Source organism: Thalassotalea sp. PLHSN55, assembly GCF_052030545.1.
Lineage (GTDB): Bacteria > Pseudomonadota > Gammaproteobacteria > Enterobacterales > Alteromonadaceae > CANMXU01.
Genome location: NZ_JBPDIH010000029.1, coordinates 1 through 1,745, shown reverse-complemented (window position 1 = coordinate 1,745; position 1,745 = coordinate 1). Strand labels below are relative to the sequence as shown.

Annotated in this window: 1 protein-coding gene; it reads right to left on the bottom strand. The window is 33.4% G+C overall.

Annotated elements, in window-relative coordinates; translation table 11 throughout:
* Positions 1-1,177: 1,177 nt before the first annotated feature.
* Positions 1,178-1,627 (bottom strand): hypothetical protein, encoded by a 450-nt coding sequence (locus ACRRSQ_RS20560; RefSeq protein ID WP_440877651.1) that lies wholly within the window; start codon positions 1,625-1,627, stop codon positions 1,178-1,180.
* Positions 1,628-1,745 lie beyond the last annotated feature (118 nt).

Here is a 1,745-nt window from a genome sequence, read left to right as displayed (position 1 = left end):
TTTGTCCCGTTGAACAACTTGTTATGTGCAGCTCGGTTTAGGTTTGTTGCCAAACTACGGCGAAGTTACCCTTAACCAAAATTTACCTTGAGCCATTAAAACCGATGCCAGAATAAATTAATAGTTTTATTGCAAATGTCTTTCGTAAAAAGCAATAAAGCTTATTAAGGCTAGCCGAACTAATAATGGCGAAACACACCTAAGTTAATTTTATTTTAAAAGCTTATAGTTAAAGCACATAACGCTTATATTAATAGGCTAAAAAAGATTGGCTACAATCGCGAAGCGAAAGCCAACTTTTTTAGTCCTGTTGAATGCCTTGTTAGCGGGCAACTACCGAAAAACTAACAAATAACATTAAACTTTGGTTTTTACATTGAACCTGAAAAGGGCGGAACAATGCAAATGAATTTTCAATTTTTAGGGAGTTTGCAAATTTGTTGAATAGAAAAAGAAACTAATCTCAAAAATTTGTAACCCTAAATTTCGTTGCCTGCTAACGCCCTTGTTAATGGGCAAATAAATAGTTGGCTAAAATTAGTGAACGAAGTGAACAAAAGCCAACTGTTTTTTGTCCCGTTGAACAACTTGTTATGTGCAGCATGGTTTATGTTTGCTGCTAAAATACGGCGAAGTTACCCTTAACCTGAATTTGCCTTGAGCCATTAAAACCCAAACTTAAATTAATTAATAGCTTTACAGCAAAAATGTCTTTAATTGCGTAAAGCTTATTAGTGATTACACCTGAACAAACAATGGCGAAACACATCTGGATTATTTTTATTTTAAGAACTCTTAGTTAAAGCACATAACGCTTATATTAATAGGCTAAAAAAGATTGGCTACAATCGCGAAGCGAAAGCCAACTTTTTTAGTCCTGTTGAATGCCTTGTTAGCGGGCAACTATTGAAAAGCCAACAAGTAACACTAAACTTCGATTTTTACATTGAACCTGAAAAGGGCGGAACAATGCAAATGAATTTTAAACTTTATGGAGTTTGCAAATTTGTTGATTAGAAAAAGAAACTAATCTTAAAAATTTTTAACCCTAAACTTCGTTGCCCGATAACGCCCAAATAATGGGCAAATGATAGTTGGTTAAAATAAGCGACGCAGGAGCAAAAACCAACTGTTATTTGTCCTGTTAATTTGCTTGTTATATTGCTAAACACATGACTTATTTAATATTAAAGTGATGTTCAAATTCAGCAATTGCTTTATCTTTAGCAACACTTAGTGCTACTTCGTTTAATTGCACATTTACAGGATTGCCTTCTTCATTGAACTCTATATCGATAGTTTCCATATAGTATTTTATACCGTAACGTTTCCAATCTTCCAGACCAGCATGATTTTTTACGTTTTTAAAAGAGCGTTTATGTATAAATGTACCTACGAGGTAAAAGTCACTTGGTGAATTATATCTTGCTCTGACATGTAACATTTTGACTCGAATTCCATCGAGTTCAGGTATAGATTTATAAATAAATTTTGAGGCACTTTCTTCAATTTTATTTATATTTAAAAATCCTATATTCCCCCATGAAATAGATTCTGTTGAAGATGCACTAGCGCTAAGAGCGGATAGAAAGATAAAGATATAAACCAATAAATAATGATTCTTCATAGTGTGAAGCTAACTCCATGCTTACGAGCAATATAACGCTAATATTAATAGGCTAAAAAAGATTGGCTATAATCGCGAAGCGAAAGCCAACTTTTTTAGTCCTGTTGAATGACTTGTT

Coding starts and splice junctions, on each gene's coding strand:
- ACRRSQ_RS20560 (WP_440877651.1), bottom strand. CDS start 1,627: ATGAAGAATCATTATTTATTGGTTTATATCTTTATCTTTCTATCCGCT.